Raw genomic sequence first — 25974 nt, 5'->3', positions numbered from 1 at the left:
CGTCATTGGCCTCTTGCAAGCTGCGGCAGGTCTGGAGCAGATTGCCCATTTCGTTCAGGAGGCTCATCTCCCGTTTGCGCGCTTCAAGCTCATCGACCAAGGCGGTCAGTTTCGAGTTCGTCCCCCTCATCTCATTCTCGGTCCGTTTACGCTCGGTGATGTCGATAAAGGCCACGACAGAACCGATCGTCACCCCGTTCTGTCGCACCGGATACGACCAATATTCGATTGGAAAAGAGCTTCCGCCGGCGTGCCAGAGAACCTCGTCTCCGTGTTGACTCTCTTCTCCCGCCCGAAAGGCTTTGTATAATTTGCATTCCTCCAGGGGGTATGGAGATCCATCGGGCTTGGAATGGTGCACCAGGTTATGCATGTTCTTGCCGATCAGTTCAGCGGCGGTCGAATAACCCAAAAGACGGAGGCTGGAGGCGTTGCAGAACGTGCAGAATCCCTGAAGGTTTATCCCATAGATGGCTTCCGCGGTGGAATCAAGCAGGAGTTGAATGCGCTCACTGCTTTCACGCAGCTTTTCCTCATTGGACCGCCGTTCAGCGTCGATACGATCGAGTGAGATCGAAGTCCACCAGATGAAACCGACTAAAATGACGATCCGCAGGGCCGTAAGCAGGGCCGACCCCGTCTCCACGTCGTACCATCCGGCCCGCTGTCCTTCCAACTTCATAACGTCGAGAATAAGCGGCAGAGCGACGGCGGCGGGGAAAAGGCGGCGCGCGAAAACCCCGCCCAACCTCTCGCTGAAGACGATCTTCATGAATCCGTAATCAGGCCGAGCGCAAAGAAGCCCGGAGCAGAGCACGAGAAGGGTCAGGGCGGTATGCAACGCCATCGTGAGATCGTAAAAGTATTTGTTTTGGTAGATATAGCCGATGACCGCGATCAGGGAAAGAAACGCTGAAAGGAGAATCAACGGCTCGGCAAGCCGCCGGCCGCCCCCGGATTCGGCATCTTGAACGATGAAGGCGAAACCTAGCAGCAGAAAAGTCAGCGCCGTCGTCGCCGCCATCCGATTCGGAGGCGACAGGGCCAGGACCTGTTCTTTCAACAACAGAACGTTCACCCCCAAGTCCCAACCGAACAGATATTCACAAAGCCGCAGAAATCCCAAAAGACCGACCGCAAGACCGCAAACCCGTCCCAGGAGACGGATCCGCCGTTCCGTCGTTTGCAGGACCGAGATTCGGAGCGCCGCGCCGGACAGGATGAAGGCCAGCGCGGTCGTCGGATTCATCGCAACGAAGCCGGGGTGAACGCTTCTGAGAAGCGCGATGTCGAACGTCCAGCCGACGAGCGCGAGGCACCCGACAGCGGAAACAACATATGCGGACAGAGACGCCCAGCGCCGGTGGGAAGGGTACCGCTCGGGAACCGATGGGACCATTCTATTCCACTCCTCTTCCGATTTTCATCAATCCCCACGGCGACTCGTGCAGCCATCGGGTCAGATCATTGGCCGTCATCGTCTCGGCGGCATGTATCTGTTTGTAGGCCGGGTCGCAGCCGCCGCGCCGAAGCTCCTCCAGCAACAGATCAGCGTCCTCCACCGAATCCGCGACGATTAATGCGCGAAGAGGTTTGTCCATGCCGTTGTCTCGCTGAACCGATCTCCACCGACTTGCCCGTGAGGATCTACTTCGTTTTTTTCACGCTCCCGGGCGGCGGCTCGTTCATCAATGCCCAGAAAATGCCGAGGCGCTTGACCGCCTCGATGAACTCCTGAAAGTCCACCGGCTTGACCACAAAGGCATTCGCGCCCAGTTTGTAACTCTCGATCAGGTCGGGTTCCTCGCGCGACGACGTCAGCATCACCACCGGGACCATTTTCAGTTTCTCATCCGACTTGATCGTTTTTAATACTTCCAAACCGTTCACTTTCGGCATTTTTAAGTCGAGCAGGATCACGGCTGGATTTCCGGCCGCACGATCCTCAAATTTACCGCGATAATAAAGATAATCCAACGCTTCGGCGCCGTCCCGCACCACGACCACATCGTTCGCAAGGTTGTGCTGCGAAAGCGCCCCCAGGGTCATCTCGACATCTTCCGCATTGTCCTCGGCCAGCAAGATGTTCTTGACGTCATTCATTTGCCGGTCTCCTCCTCCCGGTTCGGCAACGAAAAATAAAAGACGGCGCCGCCGTCCACGCGCCCCTCGGCCCAGGTCCGTCCCCCATGACGGAGGACAATCCGACGGACGTTGGCCAGCCCGATCCCGGTCCCCTCGAATTCGTCCGAATTGTGCAGGCGCTGAAAAACACCGAAAAGTTTTCCGGCATACTGCGGATCGAATCCAACGCCGTTGTCTCGAACAAAGAAGACGTATTCCTCTCCTTCCGGTCTGCCCCCGACCTCGATCTCGGCCCGTGCGCGGGTACGGGTGTACTTCACGGCGTTGTCGATCAGATTGACCCAGACCTGCTTCAGCATGGCCGCATCCCCGTAGACCTCCGGCAGGCTGTCGAGCTTCCACGCGATCTCGCGGCCCTGTATTTCTGTCCGTAGATCTTTAATCGTCTCCCGGACAAGGTGATCGAGATTGACCTTCTCCATTCGCATCTCGGTCTTTCCCATCCGAGAAAAGACCAGGAGGTCGTCGATCAAATTGCCCATCCGCTTGGCCGAGTTCATGATCGTGTTCATGTAGCGCTGGCTTTTCTCATCGAGTTGAGCCTTCGCCTGTTCTTTGAGCATTTCGACGAACCCATGGATATGTCGCAGCGGTGCGCGAAGGTCGTGGGAGACGGAATAACTGAAGGCCTCGAGCTCTTTATTGGCGGCTTCAAGATGGGCATTGAGCTTGCGCATCTCTTTTTCCGCCTGCTTGCGCTCGGTGATGTCCCGGATCGTGCTGATGGCCAGGATCCCTTCTTCGGTTTCCAGAGGACTTAAACTGATCTCGACCGGAACCTGACTTCCGTCTTTTCGCTTCCCATACAACTCCAGTCCCGCTCCCATGGGCCGTACGCGGGGGTCGCTCAGGTAACCGGTCCGGTGGCCCGAATGGACCTCTTGAAGACGCTCAGGAACCAGCATCTCAACCGACTGACCCAATAGCTCGCCCCGGGCATATCCGAACAGCCGCTCGGTCTGGGCGTTTACCAGGACGACGCGGCCCTCCCGGTTTACAATCACGATCGCGTCCGGGGCCGCTTCCACCAACCCGCGAAACTTGGCCCCCGCCCGTTTGCGTTCGGTGATGTCGCGGATCGCGCTGATCACCAACGTGCCTTCCTCCGTCTCCAGCGGACTCAAGCTGATCTCCGCCGGAAATTCCGTGCCGTCCCTGCGTAACGCGTACAGCTCCAGCCCGGACTCCATCGGGCGCACGCGCGGATCGCCGAAGTAGCCGGTCCGCTCACCGGCATGAGCGCCTCGGAACCGTTCAGGAACCAGCATCTCAAGCGTCTGACCGAGCAACTCGACCCGGCGGTAGCCGAACAGTTTCTCGGTCTGGGCGTTCACCAGCACGATCCGGCCCTCTCGATCTACGATCACAATGGCATCCGGCATGAACTCCAATAATTCCTGAAACCTGGGCTCAAGCAAGCTGGCCTCGCGCACATTCTTTGGTGATAAGGGCATCGGGCAGAGCTTCCAGGATGCCTTCGAAAGGAGGGGGGGTCTTTGGTTGATCTTGATCCGTCACGGCGGTGACTTCCTGCCTTTGAAAAAACCCTTAAGATAGAGACGGGAAGCGCGATCGGCCGGCCCGGCTCCGTTGAGGTTTCGGGGAATTCCCGTTTGTGCAGAGACGATTGAATGGCAAGCCCGTCATCCGATCTCCAAGCGACCGGTTCATGTGCCTGGCTTTACGCGGCGCCTCCTTTAAAACCCCACGGCGATTCTTTCAGCCAAGAGGTCATCTCACCGGACGGAAGAGGCCAGCTGATGTGATAGCCCTGAACCGCGTCGCAGCCGAGGCTTGCCAGACGATCCTGCGTGTGTTGATCCTCCACTCCTTCGGCGATGACCTCGAGTCCCAGACTATGGCCCATATTGATGATCGACTTCACGATCACCGAGTCGTCCTGATTCTCGACCCGGTCCACAATAAACGATTTGTCGATTTTGATCGTCTTCACCGGCAGTTTTTTGAGGTATCCCAATGATGAGTAACCCGTGCCGAAATCGTCGATGGAAAGGGGAATGCCCATGGTGTTCAGACGTCCGAGAATCTGCATCGCACGCATCGGGTTGGCCATGATCATGCTTTCCGTCAGCTCGAATCCCAGCAGACCGGGCAGGATGCCGCCGGTCTGAACCAGTTCGGAAATCTGATCCGGCAGCTGCGTTTCCTGCATATTCCTCGCCGACAGGTTGACGGAAATGGGGAGGGTCATGCCCGCCTCCTTCCATTCCTCGTGTTGACGGCCGACGGTTTTGAGCACCCATTGCGTGAAGGGTTTGATCAATCCGGTCTGCTCCGCCAGGGGAATGAACTGGTCCGGCGGGATCGCGCCCAGATCCGGATGCAGCCAGCGCGACAGGGCCTCCACGCCAATGATCCGGTTCGACCCGAGGCTCAACTGGGGCTGATAGTGCATGCTTAGTTCTCCATACTCGATCGCGTGGCGCAATTTTGACGTGAGCATCAGTCGTCGGGGGCTCTGCTGCTCATGTTCCGGAACATAGACCGCATACCCGCCGCCCGCCTGCTTGGTCACGTACATCGCCATGTCCGCCCGCTGGTAGAGAACATCCGCCTCTTCACCGTGATCGGGATGGAGCGCGATCCCGATGCTCACGCCCACCTCAATCGTCGCCTCGCCCAACAGGAAGGGAGCTTCGAGCGTCTTTAGGATCTTCCGCGCGGTCAGGCTGGCGCCTTCCACGTGGGTGTTCGGAAGAAGAATCGCAAACTCATCACCCCCCATCCGGGCCACGGTGTCGGATTCGCGCAGGCATCGTCGCAAGCGCGGCCCGATTTGCCGCAGGAGAAGGTCGGCGCAATGATGGCCGAAGGTGTCGTTGACTTCCTTGAATCGATTCAGGTCCAACAGCAGCAGGGCCAGCGGCTTTCGTTCGCGGTAGCCGGTCAGGATGGCCTGTTGCATGCGGTCGTAAAACACGTTTCGGTTCGGAAGGTCGGTCAGGACGTCGTGATAGGCCAGGTAATGGACCGCCTCATCCGCCCGTCTGCGCTCCCGCCGAACCGCCGCCGTGTGCAGCTGCAGTTCCACGGTGGGCAGCAATCGTTTCAGATTGTTTTTCATGATGTAATCCTGCGCGCCGGATTTCATCGCCTCCACCGCCGTCTCTTCCCCCATCGTCCCGGACACGAAGATGAACGGGACCTCAAGTTCCCTCTCCTTCACGTGCGCCAACGCCTCGGCCCCGCTAAAGTTGGGCATGGTGTAGTCGGCGAAGACAATATCCCAGGTTTGTTTATTCAGAGCGACCACCATCGCCGTAGATGTATCGACCCGTTCAAACGTGACGTCATATCCGCCGCGCTGCAATTCCGTTACAAGCAACGAGGCATCTTCCTCCGAATCCTCAACGACCAATACCCGAAGCGGTATCCCCATGGGGGGTCTCCTTCTCCGTCAAAGGGTTTGTTCGATCGTTCTTCCGGGAAAACCGCACCAGAATGATCCCGGAGAGGTAAACTTCCCTTTTTGAACCTGCCGTAAGGAAGCTACGGCCCATCCAAAGAAAACAAACGTATTCGTCGATGACATAAAGAATAAAAGATCAGGATGAGGACGAGGGCTGTAGGCGTACAGGCACTTATGAGGACAGATTTAACTTCTTCGGATGAGGCGGGATGAGATTGTCTATTTGAAACCGCATCGTGCATGGATAACTTGTCCTGGAGTACCAGGGAACAGCGTCTCCCAAATAACGACCCAAGGAACAATCGGTTAAATGCTACACTACTGTCACATGTCCTGTCAACTTCTAATATTATCTGTTCCCGGATTTCGGTATCCCGAAGATGATTGGGGCGGGACAGGCCCGGCCGGGACTCCCGCAACGGCTTGATCCGGATGCCTTGTTTTTGATTGCGGATTGGTTTCGATTCGGCTACAATGGGCCAAACTGCGCCAAGGAATCCTATGCCGAAGCCAATTCCGGGCCTCGTTCTCTTTCTCGCTTTCATTATGGCCGGCTGCCACCCGCGGACGCCGGCTCCTCCGCCGCCCAAATTATTCAGCGGGCCGACGAGCTACCCGGTCGGCACCAATCCGACGGCAATCGCCGCGGCCGATGTGAACAACGACGGAAAACTGGACTTGATCACGGCCAACTTCGGCAGCAACGATCTGTCCGTCTTGTTGGGCAACGGCGATGGAACCTTTCAGGACCCGAAAACCGTCAAGGTGGGAATCGAGCCGCAATCGCTCGTGGTCGGTCGTTTCGATGCCGACCCCTATCCGGACATCGCCGTGATCCACCACTCCGACGCCTCCTTGGTGATTCTCTCGGGGGAAGGAGACGGGAATTTCCATATCACGCAGCGCGAAGATCTCCACAAGACGCCGACCGCCATCGCGATGGCCGATTTCAACCAGGATGAAAAACTGGATCTGGCCGTCTCGCTGCTGATGGACCGCGTCCTGATTTTTATCGGCGACGGCCATGGACGGTTCACGGCAGGCTATTCCTTTGATCCCGGCGACACGCCCACCTCGTTGGCGGCGGTCGACCTGAACCATGACGGTTATCCGGACCTGGCCATCGCGGACAACGGCGAGATCCAGCGCGGAATCGCGGTCTATTTAGGCAAGGGGGACGGCCGTTTTGAAAAATCGCAATTCTATAAAACGCGTCTCCGGCCGCTCATCGTCAGTCCGGGAGACTACAACGGAGACGGAATCACCGATCTGATCGCCATTTACAGTTCCCAGAGCACGCTGGCCGCCTTTCTCGGACGCGCCGACGGCACGTTCCAGGACGGGATCGAGTTCGGAGCGGACGGAGGTCCCACCTCCGTGCTCACGGGAGACTACGATCGCGACGGCAAGCAGGACCTCCTGATCACGAATGATCTCACCGGCCGGTTCTCGGTCGCCATCGGGAAGGGGGACGGAACTTTTGTGTATCCTCCATCGACCTACCGATCGGGCGACGGTCCGTTTGCCGCCGTGAGCGGAAAATTCAACAAGGACAGCTCCGACGGCGTGGCCGTGGCCAACAACGTGAGCAACACGGTCTCGATTTTTCTCGCCAAAGAACACGTCTCCGATCAAAAAAAGTAGGGGACGCGTTTCATCCCCGCCCCTGCGGAGAGAACCGTCTTCTCCACCTATAACGGTCGAGCCATCATCCCGGTCGGACCAATCGAAAAATCATGCTCATGCCGGGCTGCAGTTGATTCATCTTGGCAAAACCGGCCGCCGCCTCCATAACATAGATCGCCTCGGTTTCCTTCGGCCCGTATGAAGGACAGGGGTCATCCGCGCAGGGGGGGGCCGCCTGCTCGATGTGCAGAATCTTTCGGTCTCGGTCCATCCAAATCATATCGATCGGAAAGTGGCTGTTTTTTGTCCAGAGCCGGTGGGAATCTTCATCGTCATAGATAAACAGCATGGCGCGGTTGGGTGGAAGCTCCCTGGCGAAAAACAGGCCGACCATCTGCTTCTCGGGGCTGTCGGCCACTTCGGTCAGGATCTGCCTGCCGTTCGGGAGTTCGACCATGAAATAATTGGCGCCCTGGTTGCCCATTATGAAGGGCATGGCGATCCCCATCGAGACAAGCGCGATCACCAAAAAGGCGCCCTTTTTCAGCTTCTCTTTATCCACGTCATTATGATAGGTGTCGGCATCCGGAAAGTCAATTGCGGCGTCAGGCTCCAAGCCAAGCTTGTTGGCTGACGTGAACAAAAAAGCCCCTCCGTTTCCGGAGGGGCTTTGGTTAAACACCCGTTTCGGCCTTATTTGAACCGATAGGTGGCCGAAATCTTTGAGGAGAGCGTCTCCGGAACACCCGACACCACATAGGTTCCGGTAAACAGAACATCCTGATTGATCACGGCGTCGACCGTCATATTATCCGCGACGGCCCAGCCGATACCCGCGCTGACCGTGGCCGCGCCGTCAGAAACGATGTCCACTTTCTGTGCGCTGGCGAGAACACTTCCACTACAAGTATCCGCACCGGTCGTGTCCTTACAGTTGGCCTTGTTGTAAAGCGGCTTGGACAATCCGATCCGCGTCTTCACATACTTAAAGGTCTGGTGTTCAACCGCCACGTTCACCGGGATAGCCAGATTGTCCAACGTGACCTTGCCCCCGCCTCCCTTAAGTTTTATCGTACGATTGGCTCCGTTCAAGCCGATTCCGGCCACGACCAGCGTATCCGGGTTGGGCTTGGAGTTCAAGGCGGTATCGATTCTCCACCCAAAAGTCGAGTCGTCAATCTTGGTAGGCGACGTCGAGTCTTTCGTTGAGGCGTCGATCGTCTGAATCTGGGCCGTGGTCAGGAGCTTGCTGTTTCCCATATCGGCATGATGCCGGACGAGAAGCGCAAAGCTGGGTCCCGCATCACTTTTAAATGTGTTTCCGGTTGCACCGCCGCAGGCCACGTCTCCTCCCGTTGTATCAACGCACTTCGATGTAGGAAGGGTGATATTCAAAGAGCCCTCCAGCATCCCGTCCGCGAAGATCCCGCCGGCTCCCAGATTAAATTCCTGGCTCTGATCTTTAAATGTCGTGCCCCCCGATTTCGTATTTTCCGATTGATCGGCATAGCTCAAGTAAAAGCCCACCGGCATGGAGCTGTGCAGGCCGTAGAATAGATCAAATCGATTGTTGCCCGGCGCGCTTCCCGCACCCATGAGATTCAACGGGCCGTTGAAACTGTACGGCCTTCCAAGATAAACGCCCCACGTGCCGTAGGAGACGTCCATATTCATACCGCCCCATTGGGACCCCAAATTGATGCCGCTCTGGTTTGGGTTGTTCACCGTAATGGTGTTCGCGCCGTACGTGCCCAGTTCTCCGTAAATGTTGTTTTTGTAGTTGCCGATCTGGGCGGGGTTGATGAAAATGTTAAAGTCGTCCTCCACCTGCCAGTTCTGCACCCCCAGACCGTCCATGCGGGCGTTGGTCGAGGGGTTGGTGATCACCTGGGCCGAGGCGGTGGAAGCGAAAAGAAGGATGAAAAACACTGCCGCAAGCTTCTTCATGCTCTGTTCCTCCTTGATAGGGTGTGTATACCGTACTATGATACCGAACGCGTTGGTATGGCTCTACTCCGTTACGAACAAGTAAACAACCCTAAAACCTGCTGTGATTCGCGATCGAGCGCCCCACCTCCTTTCTTTCGAATGCGTCCCGTTCGACTGAGGCGCATATGGCCGCGTAAACGGCGATCCTAAAACGACCGTAATCCCGGACCTCCCTCATGCCGAACTACGATCGTCACCGTTGACAAAATCGTCGGCACTATACCACGGGTGGAAAAACGTGTCAAGTTTTTTTTCTTTTTTATCAAGCCGGAAGAGCGTCGGAGGCGCTTCGCCGCTTCAGATCATCAGCAGTCGCGCCCGCGTTTTCCAGGCCCAGAGCCGCTCCTCCCTCCGCTTATATCCCGGAGAGCGCCTGAACATCTCCAAGGCGGTCCGATAGGCCGCGACCGCCTTAATCCGGTCGCCGGCGCGTTGATAGGCCACGCCCAAAAGGTAATGGCCTTCGACGCTGGAGGAGAAGATCGATCGGAACTGCTCGAGCCGTTCCGCCGCCGCGGCGGCCTGTCCCTGATGCAATAGAAATTCACCCCAACGCAGGTAAGGCTCACCGTACCGAAGTTTTGGACTTCGTTCCAGGGCTTTCCGGATTAAACGTTCCCCTTCCGGGCCTTGACCGGTCCAGAGATACGAAAGCCCGAGATCAAAGACCGTCTCGTCCGAATCGGGCATGCGCTCGACCGCCTTTTCAAGATGGGGAACCGCTTCGCCGAAGCGGCGGGCCTCGATGAGGGCCCTCCCGAGATCGCGTCGGGCCGTCGCATCGTGGGGATTGACCGAAAGCTCCCGCTGCAGCGTCCGGATCATTCCGGCCCGCCGGAAGCGCCCGAACAAGCGCCGCGATATTCCGATGAACTGGTAATCCAGCGCGAGATAGACGGCCACGATAACGAGGAGCGCGAACAACGGGCTCCCGGTTAGAAGGGTGATGAGAAAGAATAGAAAGAGATTCCGCATTAAACCTAAAGCGATCGCCGGGTCAATCGCTCAAGCGCCTGCTTGGCCGCCTGCTGCTCGGCCTCCTTTTTGCTCCGCCCCCGGCCGATGCCGAAGACCTCCTCTTTGATCATCAGATTGACTTCGAAAAGTTTCTGGTGGTCGGGACCGGACTCGCGGAGGACCCGGTAGGTGGGCAGGACATCAAACTCCCGCTGACAGCATTCCTGCAACTCCGTTTTGTAATCAACGTCTTCCCGATGCTGGTCGAGGCGTTGGAACTCTTCCTCATAAATTTGCAGGAGCACCGTGCGGGCGGTTTCAAATCCCCCGTCGAGATAGACGGCCGCGATCACGGCCTCCAGCGCATCCGCCAGGATCGAGGGTTTTTCCCGACCCCGGGTCCGCTCTTCCCCGCGCCCGAGCAGAAGAAATTCACCGACGCCCAGTCGCCTGGCCACGCGAGCCAGGGTCACTTCGCTCACGAGCCGGGCCTTCATTTTGGAAAGGTCTCCTTCCGTGGACAAGGGATAGAGCGCGATCAGACGCTCGCTGACGGCCAGATCCAGCACGGCGTCGCCCAAGAACTCCAGACGTTCATTATCCTGCGAGGCCTCGTCCTTTTCGGACGCTCGTAGTTCGTTCAGGTACGATTTGTGGGTGAGGGCGGCTCGTAAAAGATCGGTTTTGCGGAAGGAATACCCTAAAACGTTTTGAAATGTGTGGAGGCGTTCAAGCAGCATGACGGCGTTTCAATGTTCTTCATGCTTCTTGAAAATCAGGCAAGCGTTCGTGCCTCCAAACCCGAACGAGTTTGTCAGCACCGCCTCCAAGGACGCGCGCCGAGCGGTATTGGGAACGCAATCCAGATCGCATTCCGGATCCGGATGTTCGTAATTGATGGTCGGCGGAATGATACCCTTCACCAGCGCCAGGATCGTAAAGACCGCCTCGACTCCACCAGCCGCGCCCAGGAGATGACCGGTCATGGATTTCGTGGAACTGACCGGAACCCGCTTGGCATGGTCGCCGAACACGGTCTTGATCGCCCGGGTCTCTATTTTATCGGCAAAGGTGGAGGTGGCGTGGGCGTTGATGTAGCCGATTTGGGCCGGCCGCAGTCCCGCATCTTTAAGCGCCAGCGACATGCACCGGATGGCGCCGCTGCCGCTGTCCGGGGGCGCGGTAATGTGATAGGCATCGGCCGTCATCGCGTAACCGACCACCTCCGCATAGATGCGGGCTCCGCGCCTCCGGGCCGCCTCCCGTTCTTCGAGCAGCAGGAGTCCGGCGCCCTCGCCCAGCACGAACCCGTCCCGTTCCCGGTCAAACGGCCGGCTGGCGCGCACGGGATCGTCGTTGCGCATCGAGAGGGCGCGCGAAGCCGCAAACCCCGCCACAGCGAGAGGCGTAATCGCGGCCTCGGTCCCGCCGGCGATGATGGCATCCGCCTCCCCCCGTTGGATGATCCGGAAGGCGTCCCCGATGCAGTTGTTGCCGGTCGCGCAGGCCGTCACCGCACAGGAGTTCGGACCCTGGAGGTTATACCGGATGGCAATCTGTCCGGAAGCCAGATTGATGATGGTCATGGGAATGAAAAACGGCGTCACGCGCTTCGGTCCCTTTTCCATCAGGACGCGATGCCATTCCTCAATGGCGTTCAGGCCGCCGATCCCGGAGCCGACATAAACGCCGATCCGGTCCGCATTTTCGGAGGTCACCTTTAAACCGGAATCATCCATCACCATCCGGCTGGCGGCGAGGGCGTAATGGATGAAGGTGTCCATCTTTTTAATCTCTTTTTTTTCGATATAGTTCGCCGGATCGAATCCCTTGACCTCGGCCGCAATTTTCACCGGCATATCGGTCGTATCGAACCGCGTGATGCGGCCCACCCCGCTGACCCCGCCGCATAAGGCTTTCCAGGTCGGGTCGACCCCGATTCCCAGCGGGGATACGACCCCCAAACCCGTCACGACCACGCGGCGATTCAGAACCCCACCCCCTTCCTCACACGCAACGATCTGGATATAAAAAACGACGAACGGCCGGCCTCCGGCGGGCCTTCACTATACCCGTTCCTTGATATAATCCATGACGTTTTGCACCGTGAGGATCTTTTCGGCGTCTTCGTCCGGAATTTCAATGCCGAACTCCTCCTCAAAAGCCATGACCAATTCAACAGTATCAAGAGAATCCGCGCCCAGATCATCGACAAAAGAGGCATCCGGTGTCACGTCCTCCTCATCCACTCCGAGTTGCTCCACAATGATCTTTTTCACCTTTTCATCCACGGCTGCCATTGGTTTCTGCACCTCCCCTCTTCAATTAAAAAAATAACAACGGAAATGAGACCGTCATCCTGTCAAACCATCAACATGCCGCCATTGACATGCAGGACCTGTCCCGTGATATATCCGGCTTCTTCTGACACCAAGAATCGAACCGCGTGGGCTATGTCCTGGGGCGTCCCAAGCCGGCCCAACGGTATCTGTTTCATCAAATTCTCCCGAACATTCGCCGAAAGGGACTGGGTCATCACCGTATCGATGAATCCGGGTGCCACGGCATTGACGGTGATTCCGCGGCTGGCGTACTCCCGGGCCACGGACTTTGTGAAACCGATCAAGGCCGCCTTGGACGCGGCGTAGTTGGACTGTCCCGCATTTCCCATCACGCCCACGATGGACGCAATGTTGACAATCCGTCCGCTACGCTGCTTGCTCATCGTAGAAATAACGGACTTCGTGCAATGAAAAGCCCCTTTCAGATTCACATTCAAGACCAAATCCCAGTCCTCTTCTTTCATTCGAAGGAGAAGGGCGTCGCGCGTGATGCCGGCGTTGTTGATCAAAACATCGATTCGACCGAACTCCTGGATCGCCCGATCCACCATTTCGGCCACGGCTTTGCCGTCGGTCACGTTGGCCTCCACCGCCAGGCACCGGCGCCCGGAGGAGGCCAGCGCGTCGGCCGTCTGCTTCGCTTCCCGAAGATCGACATCCGAGATCACCAGATGGGCGCCGTCTTGAACCAAACTCTCCGAAATGGCCCTTCCGATGCCGCGGGCGCCTCCCGTTACGATGACCACGCGTCCTTTCAAGTCCATCTTTTTCCATCGCTCCAATCAACGTCCGCCGGGTTTAAACCGTCAGGGCGTCCAGGGTCTCATCCAAGGTTTCCGGGTCTTCGATATGATACGTTTTCACGTTTCTGTCGATCCGTTTGACCAGACCGGATAACACCGTGCCGGGTCCGATCTCCACAAACGCAGTAACCCCTTCTTGAATCATGCGTTCAACGGTGTCGACCCAGAGAACGGGAGACACCAATTGCCGGACCAACGCCTTCTTCGCCAGGTCACCGGACACGATCGGCGCGGCCTCCACATTCGTCACGACCGGAACCTGCAGCGGAAGAAACTTCACGCCGTCGAGGTCCCGGGCCAGCCGTTCAGCCGCCGGTTTCATCAAGGCACAATGGGAAGGAACGCTGACGGCCAACGGCACGATCCGTTTCGCACCTCTCTCTTTGGCCAACGCCATGGCCGCCTCGACGGCGGGACGGTTTCCGCCGATGACGATCTGAACCCGGGAATTGATATTGGCCGCCGAAACGACGCCGTGGCCTGAAGCCGCCTTGCAGATTTCTTCCACCGTCCCTCGATCCAAGCCCAGGATGGCGGCCATCGCCCCGCTCCCCTCCGGAACAGCCTCCTGCATATACCGCCCCCGCTTCTGGACCAGGGTTACGGCATCGGAAAACGCCAAGCCGCCGGCCGCCACCAGCGCGGTATACTCGCCGAGGCTGTGTCCGGCCAGCGTGGACGCCGAGAGGCCCCTCTCCTGCGCCATCCTCCACGCCGCGATGCTGGTCGTGAGAATCGCCGGCTGCGTGTGCTCGGTCAAATTCAAGCGGTCGGCGGGACCCTCATGACAAACCGTCGCGATATCAAACTTCAGCACCTCCTGAGCCGTGCGGTAAACCTGTCGGGCCACATCGGACGCCGCGAACAATTTCTCGCCCATTCCGACATATTGAGAACCCTGGCCTGGAAACAAAAAAGCGACCGTCATCGTCGAAGTATTCAGATATTGCTTAAATCGTATCTCGAAGTCAACAAAAAAATATCCTCACTTCGCTCAAAATGGAGTGGATAAACAGGTTAGTGGGAATTCGTCCACCGGGTTGCCGCCGCCGAGGAGGATCTTCGTCGTGTCGCTAGGATCACCTACCACCGAACAAGGGCCGAGGCCCATGTTAAGCCGGCCCCGAAGGCCTCGAAGAGCAACAGATCCCCGTCCTTGACCCGGGCCTGGCGAACCGCTTCATCCAGGGCGATCGGAATCGACGCGGCCGACGTATTGCCGTAGCGGTCCACATTGAGCACCACCTTTTCCATCGGCAGACCCAGCCGTTGAGCCACGGCCTTAATGATCCGGATGTTGGCTTGGTGGGGAATCAACAGGGAAAGTTCGGAGGGTTGCACATGCGCGCTTTTGAGGGTTTCATACACCGCTTCTTCCAAGGTCCGGACCGCCACTTTAAAGGTTTCATTGCCCTTCATTTTGATGTACGGTTTCCGGTCGGCCAGCATCGATGGAGACGGCGGGAGGCGCGAGCCCCCGCCCGGCACCTGGATAAGGTTCCACAACCGGCCGTCGGAATGGAGATGGGTTGACAGAACCCCGTGCTCCCCTTTCGTTCGCTGCAAAACGGCTGCCCCGGCGCCGTCTCCGAACAGGACGCAGGTGTTGCGGTCGGTCCAGTCGATGATTCGGGACATCACCTCACTTCCGATGATGAGCACATTTTTATAAACCCCGTTTCGGATATACTGATCGGCAACGGAAAGGGCGTACAGAAATCCGGAGCAGGCCGCGGAAAGATCAAAGGCCGCCGCCTGATGCGCTCCAAGCCGGTCTTGAACAAGACAGGCCGTTGATGGAAAGAACATGTCGGGCGTGGCGGTCGCCACCATGATCAGATCCAGATCCTTTTCATTGAGCCGGGCCATCTCCTGGGCCCGGCGGGCCGCAGGAATCGCCAAGTCGGACGCCGCTTCGCTTTCATCCGCGATCCGCCGTTCCCGGATGCCCGTCCTCTCCAGAATCCAGTTTTCGGTCGTATCCACGAGGCGTTCCAGATCCCGGTTCGTCATAATCCGCTTGGGAAGGTAGGAGCCGGTGCCGATGATTCGGGTTCGCATTCAGTCTCGTCTTTGGGATTGGAGGTACTCTTCGTGAACTTTGCTGTAGATGGTCATGCTCTCTTCGATATCTTTCTGAATCCGCTCATTCACCCGACCTTCGGCCTGGGTCTTGGCCACGCGCAGGGCGTTCTTGATGGCCTTCGCGGACGACCGTCCATGGCAGATGACCGAGATTCCGTTCACACCCAGCAGCGGGGCGCCACCGTACTCGGCGTAATCCATCCGTCGCCTGAACCGCTGAAAAGCGGTGCGGAGAAAGAAATAACCAAGTTTGCCACCCCACACGGCCGCGATTTCGCGCTTCAGGAGCTTTCCAAAAACATCTGCAAGCCCCTCACTGATTTTCAGGGCGACGTTGCCGATGAAACCGTCGCATACGATGACATCCGCCATACCGGAATAAACGTCCCTGCCCTCGACGTTGCCGATGAAATTCATGGGGCTTGCTTTTAGGATTTTAAACGCCTCTTTGGTCACCTCATTCCCCTTGGAATCTTCCTCACCGATGCCGAGCAAACCGATTTTAGGATGCGACTTTTGCAAAACCCACTCGGCGTACTCATGTCCCATGGTCGCGAACTGAAACAAGTTGAGGGGCTTGCAATCGACATTCGCGCCGACGTCGAGTAGAATGGAGTGCCCCAGCAGGGTAGGTAACACAATGGCGATCGCGGGTCGCTCCACCCCCTTCAGAGGGCCGAGAATAAAAAGGGCCGTCGCCATTGTGGCGCCGCTGTTTCCCGCGCTGATCACGGCGACGGCCTCGCCTTTCCGGACCAGCTCGGTCGCCACCCAAATCGATGACTCGCGTTTTCGGCGGATCACCAAGGACGGGGCCTCATCCATTTCGACTTTTTGAGCCGCGTGCACGATGGAGATATCGAGACCCGCAACGGCGTGACGGCCCAACTCTTCCCCCAGGACGGTGGAATCACCGACCAGAAAAACACCGACCCCGTATTCCCGCGCGGCCAAGACGGCCCCTTCAACAATCGGTCCGGGCGCGTCATCTCCGCCCATCGCATCGACGGCCATTTTCATTGTCATCGCCTTCACCGCTCCGGCACCCCGGAAGTTCGGACCTTTTCCGTTGTCTCGTTTCGACTAGGACTCTTTGATCGCAATGATCGTCTGTCCCTTGTAGGTTCCGCAATTCAGGCAAACAAAATGGGGTCGCTTGGGTTCACGACATTGCGGGCAGGGAACAAGGCTGGGTGCCCGCAGCTTTTTGTGGGTCCGTCGCTTGTCTCTTCGGGATTTGGAAATTTTGTGTTTCGGATGTGCCATATGGGATTAACCTCACATTATTTTTTGATGATCTTTTTCAGTTTCTCCTGTAAAGGGGTCATCGGACGATGAAGATCCTCCACCGCACAGCGACAAGATCCGCGGTTCAAGTCCAGACCGCACTGAGGACAGAGTCCACGACAATGGGGCCGACATAACGGGTATGTCGGCAGGGACAGTAAGACTTGTTCTCTGACCAAATCCGTCAGATCGATGGTGTCGTCCGAATAGAAGTACTCATCCAGTTCTTTTTCCTGCAGTTCATGCCATTCACCCGATGGCCGGTCGGTCTTCGATTCCTTCGGCACGAGTGTAATTTCGAAGGAGGAACGGACCGGATAGGAAAGCGCCTCCAGGCACCGTACGCATTGAAGCTTCGCGCAGGCTTTGGCTTCCCCCGAAACATGGACCGCGTGATCCATCAGAACGAGCCGGGCCCGAATATGAATGGAATCCGCAAACTCGACGCCGGAATCGTTCAGAGCCAGCGTCGAGGGATCCGCTTGGCAGTCAAGATCAAACCCCTCGTTGGGTATATCCGATCGATGAATCTTCATCTAACACCGTAATAAAACTTACAAATTATAGAGATCACGGGACGCTTTGTCAAGGAAATTAACGGCCTTGATGAAAATGGACGTGTACGCAAAAGCGCCCTAAAAGTGGTAATATGTTTTTATGGAATTCTTATACCGTCATTCCCCAGGAAAACTTCGGATCGGTCTTCTCCTTTTTCTGACCGTTCTTGGAGTCGGCGTTTACCTCGGCTTTGAGTTGGCCCCCTATTGGATCAACGCCTACGAAATGAACGATTTTCTGGCGGAAAAAGCCCACACAGGACAATTGACCTCCGATGAAGAGATCCGTCGGTCCATTATTGCAAAGGCGCATGAATTGGACATCGAACTTACGGATCAGGATATCGAGATTAATCGATCCTCGACGGACATGACCATCTCAACCGCATGGGAGCTGAATTACAACTTCTTCGGTCTTTATTCTCACACCTTTACTTTTGCTCCCCGCATCCACGTTAAACACCAATAAACCCCAACCCGGTCATGGGCGGAGCCGTCCGCGGGCTTAAGGCTAAGCCCGGCGCCTCCCGCCGCCGATGGAAATGAAAATACCCGGCCGCAGCGATCATCGCCCCATTATCCGTACAATAGGTCGGATTGGGAATGTAAAGCGATCGTCCTCGTTCCTTGCAAACGCCCGCCAATCGTCCACGGAGAACGGTGTTCGCGGCCACACCCCCCGTCACACACACGGATGACACCCCGTATCGATCCGCCGCTTTGATCGTTTTTTCAACCAGGACATCCACAATGGCCTCCTGAAAAGCCGCCGCAAAGTCCGGGACATTCTGCTGGCCGCATGCATGCGGAAAACTTGATCGTTCCAAATAATAACGAAGTGACGTTTTCAACCCGCTGAAGCTCATGTCCAATGAATCGTTCTTGAGATAAGGTCTTGGAAAATTGATTCGGGTCGGATCACCCGTCTTGGATATCCGATCAATCTCCGGCCCTCCCGGATATGACAACCCCAACATCTTGGCTCCCTTGTCAAAAGCCTCGCCCGCGGCATCGTCAATGGTCTGTCCCACTAATTCCAAAGGACCGTCGGCCGGGACAAAATAAATATTGGTATGTCCCCCTGAGACCACCAAGGCCACGGCGGGCAGTTCAATGGACCGGTTTTCCAAGCGGACAGCTGCAATATGGCCTTCCAGGTGATTCACGCCGATCAGTTTCAGGTTATGGCGGTAGGCTAACGCCTTCCCGAACGAGACACCCACCAGCAACGCCCCCATTAACCCGGGCCCCTGGGTAACCGCGATTCCGGAAAGATCGCGCAACTCGACTCCGGCCTTTTCCAAAGCGGTACAAACCACGTCGGAGATGACGGCGACATGCTGACGAGAAGCCAACTCCGGAACCACCCCTCCGTATTTCCGATGGATCTGTTCCTGCGAATGCAAAACATTGGACAATACTTTACGGCCATCTTCTACAACAGCAGCGGCGGTTTCATCACATGATGTTTCAATTCCTAAGAAAAGCACGCACTCTCCTTCTTATGAACCCCTCGATCGATCTGAATCTTGAGGGCGTCCGCTTGCAAGAGCAGGTTGGCAAGCAACCCCGACCGTGAAACGGAGTCCTTCTATAAAGAAGCTAGGGCAAATGATTGAGATGTTTTTTGACCAGCTGAACGGCTTGCTCCTGTTGAGGGGAGGCCAAAACCAGAAACGATCGGTAATGTTGTTTGGATTCTTCAATATAGCCAGCCCGCTCAAGCAGGATCGCATAATTCAGATGGGAATCCGGAAAATTGGGCTGGGCCTGAACCGCCTCTTGAAAAAGACGTTTAGCTTCTTCCAAACGATTCTGCTCTTGATAAAGCAGCCCAAGATTATTCATGGCTTGAACGTTCTCGGGATCCATTTGCAAGGCGGTACGGTAACGGGATTCGGCGTCCCCATCGCGCCCTTCCCTCTTCATTACGAAACCGAGATTGTTTTGAATCACCGACGAACGTGGATCTAAGGACTCCGCCAATAAAAATTCCCGTTCCGCATCCCTCAATTTTCCCTTTTCAAGATAATCTGCGCCCTTTTTCTCATGGGCCTCGGCCGAATCTCCGGTGGCAACGGATTGCTGACGGGACAACGTTTTAGAACCGATCCCTTGTGTTTTGGATGCGACCGATGAAGCGGGAATATCTAGGGGTAGCTCCACGTTTGAGGTTTTTGCAATCCCCTTTTTAACAAAGACACGTCTTAGGGCTTCGCGTTCGACATACACGAGATAGGCGGAACCTATCAAACAGACCAGAATACCGATCCCGATAAGGTTGACGTGTGGAGGGAATCTGGAGGCGGTGGAAAACAGAACTCGTCGCGGTGTTTCAATCCGGGGCTCCGGAGCCTCATCCCGACTCGCTTTCTTCAGAGCCTCATGAATGATGCTCATGATGCATCTTCACCCCATGGGACGCCTAACTCCTCAGTGATGCGCTGACTCAGTCGATCAGACCTCCGCCATAACTTCGTCTTCTACAAAGGCAAGCATATTGTCTTTGAGGATCACTTTAATCCGTTTAGCGTCTTTAAAGCGCCCCTTAAGCAGTTCCTCGGACAACGGATCGCCGATGCTTTTCTGGATAACCCGGCGCATCGGTCGCGCTCCGTAAGCAGGCTCGTATCCTTCTTTGGTCAGCCATGCTTTGACCTCGGCCGTCACGTCCAGTTGAATCCCGCGATCCGAAAGCCGTTGATTGACCTCTTCAATCAGGATATCCACAATTTTAATAAGGTGTTGCTTTTCCAAGGGGTGGAAGACCACCACTTCATCGATTCGATTGAGAAACTCCGGGTTGAAGCCCTTTTTCAGTTCGGTAAGGACGTCCTCCTTCATGCGAACACGCTTTTCTTCATCGGCATCTTTCTGAAAGCCCAGCGTGGCACCTTTATGGATCAATTTGGTTCCAAGATTGGAGGTCATGATCAGCACGGAATTTTTAAAGTCGATCTTGCGGCCGAGGCTGTCGGTCAAACAGCCGTCTTCCAAAACCTGAAGCAGCATATGGAAAATTTCCGGATGGGCCTTTTCAATCTCGTCGAACAAGACGACGGAATAAGGCCGCCGGCGAACCGTTTCAGTCAATTGCCCCCCCTCTTCGTATCCCACATATCCCGGCGGGGCCCCCACAAGTCGAGAACCAGTAAACTTCTCCATATATTCCGACATATCGATACGGATCAGAGCGTTCTCATCATCAAACAAGAACTCTGCCAACGCCTTGGCCAACTCGGTTTTACCCACACCGGTCGGACCCAGGAATATGAATGATCCAATCGGTCTCTTGGCCTCTTTCAACCCGGCCCGAGAACGCCGGATGGCGCGACAGACCGCCGCGATGGCTTCCTCTTGTCCCACAATGCGCTTGTGAAGCTCTTCCTCCATATGGAGAAGCTTTTGAGATTCCGCTTCTTCTAATTTGTACAAGGGAATTCCGGTCATTTTCGATACAACATATCCCACATCCTCTTTCGAGATCACAGGCCGATTTTTTTCCTGGCTTTTCTTCCACTCCCGCTTGGCCTCTTCAAGCAACCGTTTATGCCGCTCCTCTTCTTCGCGAAGCTTAACGGCCTCTTCAAAATTTTGAAGCGTCACGGCCAGCTCCTTATCGCGAGTGACCCGCTTCAATTCCTGCTCCAATGCTTTCAGCTCTTCGGGCAGCGAATAACTCTTCATTTTGGCCCTTGAACCGGTTTCGTCAATCACATCGATCGCCTTGTCCGGCATGAACCGATCTGTAATATAACGGTCCGCAAGGCGCACGGCTTCCACGATGGCTTCTTCCGTGATTTCAACGCCATGATGTTCTTCATACCGATCCCGAAGTCCTTTGATGATCTTGATCGTTTCCTCAGCGCTTGGAGGTTGAACGAAGATCGGCTGAAACCGCCGCTTCAGGGCCCCGTCCTTCTCGATATGTTTACGGTACTCGTCCAGCGTCGTCGCGCCGATGCATTGAATCTCGCCCCGCGCCAGAGCGGGCTTGAGCATATTGGATGCGTCGATGGAACCTTCGGCCGCGCCGGCGCCGACCAACGTGTGGAGTTCATCGATGAAAATAATAATGTTCCCGGCCTGAACGATTTCCTTCATGACCACTTTCAATCGTTCCTCAAACTGTCCTCGATACTTGGTTCCCGCCACCAAGGAACCCAGATCCAAAGCAATGACGCGCCGGTTCAGAAGGTTGTCCGGCACTTCCGTCGAAACAATTCGCTGGGCCAGACCTTCGACGATCGCGGTTTTGCCCACACCGGACTCCCCGATCAAGGCCGGATTGTTTTTCGTCCGCCGACACAAGATCTGTAGAACGCGTTCAATCTCATCGGCCCGCCCGATCACCGGATCCAACGCTCCTTCACTGGCCAATTGAGTCAAGTCCCTGCCGAACTCTTCCAAGGCGGGAGTATTGCTCTTCTTTTCACGTTCGCGGGGAACGGATTTCCGAAGAAAATTAACCGTGAGTTGACGTGCCGTGAGCAAATTCGCTCCCAGACTTCGAAGAATCTTCCCGCCGATCCCTTCTTCTTCGCGGAGAAGTCCCAGAAGCAGATGTTCGCTTCCGATATGGTTATGGCCCAGTAATCGGGCCTCTTCAACCGCAAATTCGATGACCTTCTTTACACGGGGTGTAAATGGAATTTCACCGAAGGTCATCGTGCTGCCCCCACTGGGCAGGTTCCGTTCAATTTCCAGACGAACTTGCTCGGGGGAAAGCCCCATCTTCTTCAAAATCGCCAGCGCGATTCCGTCCGTTTCTCGTAAAATGGCCAGGGCCAGATGTTCCGTCCCCAGATAATCATTTTGATGGCGCTCCGCTTCTTCCCGCGCCAAGATGATTATTTTCCGCCCCTTATCTGTAAACCGTTCGAACATCGGACCTCCTTAACCTTCGCCACCCAGCATTAGACACCTCAGGGGCACCTAAGTCAGTACTACGGTGCGTTGTTTTCATTACAAGAAGAGCGGGTAACCTCTTAACGACACCCGTTTGTTTTCAAACCATTTTGAAGTCGCACCTGTTTGATCTTATTGTAACCATTGGCCAATCTATTGTCAAGATATTTCTCCTGAAACCAGGCGTTTGATTCGCAGGACTTTCAATAAAAGACACCGCATGAAGACAATGCGGCCAGTCGAGGCAATCGTCCCTACAGGATTTAAACTAAAAATCAAACTATGTAACGGGATGTGGATCTTTTGAGCGGGCAGCTCGAATGGTATCGAATTGGGAAGAATGGATCGCACGACCTTGCCATTGGAACTCCGCCAGATCAAACCCTATTTCTAGAGCGAGTTTTTCCAACTCTAAGGCCAGTTCAAGATCCTTTTTACCTTCAAGATGTCGATGTTCATACATCCCATCCCAACAGAGCAGAATCGTCTCACCCAAACAACCGAACACCTCATCCTTGTGAAGAAGCCCAAAATCGAAAGAGCATTGCATACCGGGAAGCCTTCCAACCCCGCCTTCCACTACGACCACATCTCGCCGCTGTTCCATTAGATCCAAGGGGGTGCTGGTCGGTCGACTGTCGTCAATAATCAGAGTCCCCGATGGAAGGTCCGCCGGGTTTAAAACGGCCGAAACGGCATTAGTCGCAGCCACAATGAGGTCTGCCTTGTGCATGGGAGAAAGTTCTTTGGCCAAGAGGATCGGAGCTTTGACCTGTTTCGAGATCGCTTCCCCCAGCTCATTCAGTATCTTAAGTCGACGATCCACAAGAATAAGCCTCCCAACTCTTTCGGCCAACAATTTGCTCGTCAGTGACCCGACCAAACCTGCCGCCCCTACAACGGCGACAGTACAATCTTTCAATTCTAATCCTGCTCTCCTGGCCAATGATTCCGCCGCCTGTCTGAGCAAGACGGACGTGAAAATACTGCCACTTGTGATTAGCGCTTTGATTCCGTCTAGGGCTTCCCATTTTGCGCGCATGACCGATGCAGATAGGGCACCCAGTCCAATCACATTAGGCCCCAGTTTTTCACCCAGCCGGGTTGATTGAACAATACGTCTTCGGGCCTTCCCAAGGTCATTGAACATCTGCTCCGCCGTCAACGGACAAAAAACGACACGACCCTTCATCGGCCGGCCCTCCCGGGTTTTAATGCCCGAGATAGACGGACCCAGTACCGGCCAAAGGTGACGTGAAAAGGTCTCAATAAGCCAAATCGGAGCAAAGCGAAGAAAAGGATATTTTCGACAGACATCGGAAGGGTACCTGGGATGGACAACGAATACGAAATCCACCGATCCGACCAGAAGTTGCACAACCGATCGGGGCATAAGGTGAAGAATCAAATCTCTGAATGTGCTGATCAGGGACTTCATATCCAATGGAACCCAAGTGAACGTCTTTTTATAAGTGTACAATGTATCTTCACAATGTCAACATCACGACGCCTCGTTCTACTCAAACAGGCTTCTTTGTGATATGATTAAAATTGTTGAAGCTTGAGAGGCTGTTTTCGTTTTTTCCTGAACAGGATGGAACCCCTTGGAAACGAAAACGATCATACTATTCGTAACCGCCGCGCTCAATCTAACCCTTTCCCTCATTGTCTACAGTCGCGGCGGGAAGAACCCCATCACGCGTTCTTACGCGGCTGCGGTGCTTTCGGTAGCCGCATGGGCGTTCGGCCATGGAATGTTTACGCTTGAAAATAATCCCTCCTCCCTCGTTTGGTTTTACTTTACCTACGTTGCGGGTGCCTTTATCGCGACATTCTTTTTTCAATTTGCAAGAATCTTCCCGAGCCCGACGGCCATCGCCTCTTCAGTCCTGCCGGCCAGGTTATTAAGCATCGGCTTTCCGATTCTGGTATCGGCAGGCCTGTTCATGCCAAACCTTCTGATTCAATCCTTTACACGAACGGGCCACGAGGTGCAGGTTGTTTTTATCAGGTCCAGCTACCTTTTTTACACCATCGGCTTTTCTCTCCTCATGGGATGGGGTTTTCTCCATCTCCTGACCCGATATCGTAAGTCTTCAGGGCGACAGAGAACCCAGATCCGTTATGTGGTAGCCGGAACCGGTATCGCGGCGATGTTCGGCAGCTACTTCAACCTATGGCTTCCCTGGATCGGGGACACGAGCCTGATGTGGCTGGGCCCCCATTTTTCACTGTTCATGATCGGCTTCATTTCCTACGCGATCATTAAACACCGCTTGATGGACATCCGCCTCATCCTGAGCCGCACAATTGTGTACTCCCTTCTCTTGGTCAGCACACTGGTGCTTTATACGATGCTGATCCTTCTTGCTCAGAGGTTTTTTCAAGACAAAACGGGCTATATGACCAGCCTCGTGATCGGTTCTCTCCTGATCGCCTTGGGTTTCGAACCTTTGAAAAAATCATTTCAGAGAACGACCGAAAAGATCTTTTTCAGAGGAGAACTGGACCCTCAGCGCCTGTTGGGCGAGTTGAGCGAAACCTTTAGCATGGTTAAAGATTTGGACAGTCTTCTTAAAAGCATCACCCAACAACTCTGTGAGGCATTCCGAACGGATCATGCCATTCTAGCGGTCATGACCGATTCGGAAGAATTGTCGGTGGCCACCAATGGAGAAGGTGCCGTGGAGGCGATCCCGTTTCTTAAGAATCATCCTCTGATCCAGTACTATGCCTCCGACTCTCCGGTGCATTATCTGAAGATGCCCACGAAAAGGGAAGTCCTTCTTCAGGAAGAGTTGATCGAAACAACCCACATGATCGTGTCAATCGACGAAGGGACAAGGGCGAACCTGTTCTCGGCCATGAAAGATCTTCACATCGCCATTGCCGTGCCCATTTTTACCAAGGACCAATTATGCGGACTGATCCTTTTGGGCCACAAGCGATCGGGAAACAGTTTCTTTCCGGCAGACCTAAAATTGCTGGAGATCATCGCGCGGCAGGCCGGCGTGTCGATCGAGAATGCTCGTCTGTACAAGACCCTCCAGCAGCAAATGGAGGAACTCAAAGGAAGCCAAACACAGCAATTGATCCAATCGGCCAAGTTGGCTTCCATCGGGGAATTGGCCACCAACGTGGCGCACGAAATTAACAATCCCCTCACGAGCATTTTGGGGTTTACGGCTCTCATGCTCGACGACATGGACGAACATAATCCTCACAAGAAGGATTTGAAAATCATTGAAAGCGAAGCGATGCGGTCGCGGGACATTGTGAGAAACTTGCTGGATTTTGCCCGGAAACGGGGGATCAAAAAAGAACTGATCGACATCAATCTACTGATTCAGAAGACGTTGAACCTGCTTCGCCATCAAGCCGAGATTTCCAATATCGTATTGAATGAGGAATACGGATCGGATCTGCCGCCGCTCATTGTCGACGGAGATCAAATGAAACAGGTTTTCATCAACCTTTTGAAAAACGCGTTTGACGCCATGCCGAAAGGCGGAACATTGACTGTAACGACCTTGGCTCACGGCCTCGATGGTCTATCGCCTCAAAGGACGTTCGCTGAAAACGACCCCGTGTTTTCACGGAAGACGATCGAGATGCGATTCCAGGATACGGGTGAGGGTATTGACAAAGAGCACATCCCCAAGATTTTTGATCCTTTCTTTACGACGAAAGAAGGCATGGGAACCGGTTTGGGCCTGGCCGTGAGTTACGGAATCATCGAACGCCACGGCGGCCGGATCGAGGTCTTCAGCGAACTGGGTACAGGGACGACGTTTGTCATCAAGCTTCCCGTGAAGGAAGAGGCCGTTCTCCACAATTAAACATGA

The 25974-nt window shown here is 55.3% G+C and carries 24 protein-coding genes; 3 read left to right on the top strand and 21 right to left on the bottom strand.

Going from position 1 to position 25974, the window contains the following annotated elements; translation table 11 throughout:
• From VLY20_09890 to VLY20_09870, 5 genes are all read right to left on the bottom strand, one after another.
• Positions 1 to 1399: PAS domain S-box protein (locus VLY20_09890; GenBank protein ID HUK56955.1), on the bottom strand; the 1399-nt coding region annotated here is incomplete at its 3' end.
• Position 1400: 1 nt separating this feature from the next.
• Complete coding sequence (locus tag VLY20_09885; GenBank protein ID HUK56954.1) at positions 1401 to 1601, bottom strand: hypothetical protein; 201 nt, start codon at positions 1599 to 1601, stop codon at positions 1401 to 1403.
• A 46-nt stretch (positions 1602 to 1647) separates the two neighbouring features.
• Positions 1648 to 2103 carry a response regulator gene (locus tag VLY20_09880; GenBank protein ID HUK56953.1) on the bottom strand — a complete coding sequence of 152 codons (456 nt, stop codon included), beginning with the start codon at positions 2101 to 2103 and terminating at the stop codon, positions 1648 to 1650.
• Complete coding sequence (locus VLY20_09875; protein HUK56952.1) at positions 2100 to 3599, bottom strand: PAS domain S-box protein; 1500 nt, start codon at positions 3597 to 3599, stop codon at positions 2100 to 2102. Before VLY20_09875 ends, VLY20_09880 begins: the two co-directional genes overlap by 4 nt.
• A gap of 227 nt (positions 3600 to 3826) precedes the next feature.
• On the bottom strand, positions 3827 to 5545 hold the full coding sequence (locus VLY20_09870; protein HUK56951.1) for an EAL domain-containing protein: 1719 nt from the start codon (positions 5543 to 5545) through the stop codon (positions 3827 to 3829).
• 531 nt (positions 5546 to 6076) lie between these two features.
• Here VLY20_09870 and VLY20_09865 point away from each other — a divergent pair.
• Positions 6077 to 7219, top strand: a complete 1143-nt coding sequence (locus VLY20_09865) for a VCBS repeat-containing protein (GenBank protein HUK56950.1) — start codon at positions 6077 to 6079, stop codon at positions 7217 to 7219.
• 64 nt (positions 7220 to 7283) lie between these two features.
• Here VLY20_09865 and VLY20_09860 read toward each other — a convergent pair whose 3' ends face one another.
• From VLY20_09860 to VLY20_09805, 12 genes are all read right to left on the bottom strand, one after another.
• Positions 7284 to 7763 (bottom strand): DUF192 domain-containing protein, encoded by a 480-nt coding sequence (locus VLY20_09860; protein HUK56949.1) that lies wholly within the window; start codon positions 7761 to 7763, stop codon positions 7284 to 7286.
• A 131-nt stretch (positions 7764 to 7894) separates the two neighbouring features.
• Positions 7895 to 9148: a hypothetical protein gene (locus VLY20_09855; GenBank protein ID HUK56948.1), complete on the bottom strand. Its 1254-nt coding sequence runs from the start codon at positions 9146 to 9148 to the stop codon at positions 7895 to 7897.
• A 339-nt stretch (positions 9149 to 9487) separates the two neighbouring features.
• Complete coding sequence (locus VLY20_09850) at positions 9488 to 10165, bottom strand: tetratricopeptide repeat protein (protein HUK56947.1); 678 nt, start codon at positions 10163 to 10165, stop codon at positions 9488 to 9490.
• Between the two features lie 5 nt (positions 10166 to 10170).
• Entirely contained in the window at positions 10171 to 10887 is a 717-nt protein-coding gene (gene rnc / locus VLY20_09845) for a ribonuclease III (protein HUK56946.1), read from the bottom strand.
• A gap of 9 nt (positions 10888 to 10896) precedes the next feature.
• Entirely contained in the window at positions 10897 to 12126 is a 1230-nt protein-coding gene (fabF, locus tag VLY20_09840; protein HUK56945.1) for a beta-ketoacyl-ACP synthase II, read from the bottom strand.
• A gap of 87 nt (positions 12127 to 12213) precedes the next feature.
• Positions 12214 to 12447, bottom strand: a complete 234-nt coding sequence (gene acpP / locus VLY20_09835; protein HUK56944.1) for an acyl carrier protein — start codon at positions 12445 to 12447, stop codon at positions 12214 to 12216.
• 62 nt (positions 12448 to 12509) lie between these two features.
• The gene (gene fabG / locus VLY20_09830) at positions 12510 to 13253 is read right to left on the bottom strand and encodes a 3-oxoacyl-[acyl-carrier-protein] reductase (GenBank protein HUK56943.1); all 744 of its coding nucleotides are present in this window, start codon (positions 13251 to 13253) and stop codon (positions 12510 to 12512) included.
• Positions 13254 to 13287: 34 nt separating this feature from the next.
• Positions 13288 to 14220, bottom strand: coding sequence for an ACP S-malonyltransferase (fabD, locus tag VLY20_09825; protein ID HUK56942.1), 933 nt, complete (start codon positions 14218 to 14220; stop codon positions 13288 to 13290).
• Positions 14221 to 14375: 155 nt separating this feature from the next.
• Positions 14376 to 15353, bottom strand: a complete 978-nt coding sequence (locus VLY20_09820; GenBank protein ID HUK56941.1) for a beta-ketoacyl-ACP synthase III — start codon at positions 15351 to 15353, stop codon at positions 14376 to 14378.
• Positions 15354 to 16397 carry a phosphate acyltransferase PlsX gene (gene plsX, locus VLY20_09815; protein ID HUK56940.1) on the bottom strand — a complete coding sequence of 348 codons (1044 nt, stop codon included), beginning with the start codon at positions 16395 to 16397 and terminating at the stop codon, positions 15354 to 15356.
• 63 nt (positions 16398 to 16460) lie between these two features.
• Entirely contained in the window at positions 16461 to 16643 is a 183-nt protein-coding gene (gene rpmF / locus VLY20_09810; GenBank protein HUK56939.1) for a 50S ribosomal protein L32, read from the bottom strand.
• A gap of 17 nt (positions 16644 to 16660) precedes the next feature.
• A complete protein-coding gene (locus VLY20_09805; GenBank protein HUK56938.1) occupies positions 16661 to 17200 on the bottom strand; it encodes a DUF177 domain-containing protein in 540 nt (179 codons plus the stop codon).
• A gap of 121 nt (positions 17201 to 17321) precedes the next feature.
• On the opposite strand from VLY20_09805, the gene VLY20_09800 reads away from it, so the two are divergent.
• Positions 17322 to 17690, top strand: a complete 369-nt coding sequence (locus VLY20_09800; GenBank protein ID HUK56937.1) for a hypothetical protein — start codon at positions 17322 to 17324, stop codon at positions 17688 to 17690.
• Here the strand turns inward: VLY20_09800 and tsaD are convergent.
• The 4 genes from tsaD to VLY20_09780 form a co-directional block, all read right to left on the bottom strand.
• A complete protein-coding gene (tsaD, locus tag VLY20_09795; GenBank protein ID HUK56936.1) occupies positions 17677 to 18711 on the bottom strand; it encodes a tRNA (adenosine(37)-N6)-threonylcarbamoyltransferase complex transferase subunit TsaD in 1035 nt (344 codons plus the stop codon). The two genes, VLY20_09800 and tsaD, sit on opposite strands and share 14 nt — an antisense overlap.
• Positions 18712 to 18823: 112 nt before the next feature.
• Positions 18824 to 19621, bottom strand: coding sequence for a tetratricopeptide repeat protein (locus tag VLY20_09790; protein ID HUK56935.1), 798 nt, complete (start codon positions 19619 to 19621; stop codon positions 18824 to 18826).
• Between the two features lie 57 nt (positions 19622 to 19678).
• Positions 19679 to 22108, bottom strand: coding sequence for an ATP-dependent Clp protease ATP-binding subunit (locus VLY20_09785; GenBank protein ID HUK56934.1), 2430 nt, complete (start codon positions 22106 to 22108; stop codon positions 19679 to 19681).
• A 301-nt stretch (positions 22109 to 22409) separates the two neighbouring features.
• Positions 22410 to 23321: a hypothetical protein gene (locus tag VLY20_09780; protein ID HUK56933.1), complete on the bottom strand. Its 912-nt coding sequence runs from the start codon at positions 23319 to 23321 to the stop codon at positions 22410 to 22412.
• 412 nt (positions 23322 to 23733) lie between these two features.
• On the opposite strand from VLY20_09780, the gene VLY20_09775 reads away from it, so the two are divergent.
• Positions 23734 to 25968 carry an ATP-binding protein gene (locus VLY20_09775; protein HUK56932.1) on the top strand — a complete coding sequence of 745 codons (2235 nt, stop codon included), beginning with the start codon at positions 23734 to 23736 and terminating at the stop codon, positions 25966 to 25968.
• The last annotated feature ends 6 nt before the right edge of the window (positions 25969 to 25974 follow it).

The organism is Nitrospiria bacterium (assembly GCA_035517655.1).
Taxonomy (GTDB): domain Bacteria; phylum Nitrospirota; class Nitrospiria; order JACQBZ01; family JACQBZ01; genus JACQBZ01.
This window is presented reverse-complemented; position numbering and strand designations above follow the sequence as displayed.